We start from the raw sequence: 437 nt of genomic DNA on the forward strand, positions 1-437 counted from the left end.
GAAGCAATTCCTCCTTAGCTCAGTCGGTAGAGCGACGGACTGTTAATCCGCAGGTCGCTGGTTCGAGCCCAGCAGGAGGAGCCAAATTCTAAAAAACGCCACATCTTCGGATGTGGCGTTTTTTTATATTTCCCAGCCTAAACATCTCGCACGGCCTTAAGTCAATCGTTTACCACGTATAAAATTCCGTCAGCTACTCAAAACCTTACCTTTCATTGGTTGTTATTACCGGGACAAAGCACGATAATATCGGGATCGGATTTGCAGAACGTAATAATTATGACCGAATATATTTTGTTGTTGATTGGCACCGTCCTCGTAAACAACTTTGTACTGGTGAAGTTTCTCGGATTGTGTCCCTTCATGGGCGTGTCAAAAAAATTGGAAACCAGCAATTGGGTCATGGGCTTGGCAACGACCTTTGTCCTTACTATGGC

1 protein-coding gene and 1 tRNA gene are annotated in these 437 nt (G+C 44.9%); both read left to right on the plus strand.

All coding sequences use genetic code 11. From position 1 onward, the window contains the following. The first annotated feature begins 8 nt into the window (after window positions 1–8). A tRNA-Asn gene (locus CIK04_RS26690) sits at window positions 9–84 on the plus strand. A gap of 195 nt (window positions 85–279) precedes the next feature. Then, a partial coding sequence (locus tag CIK04_RS26695; protein WP_325205864.1) for an Rnf-Nqr domain containing protein occupies window positions 280–437 on the plus strand: 158 nt, incomplete at its 3' end.

This window comes from Vibrio sp. 03_296 (assembly GCF_002265885.1).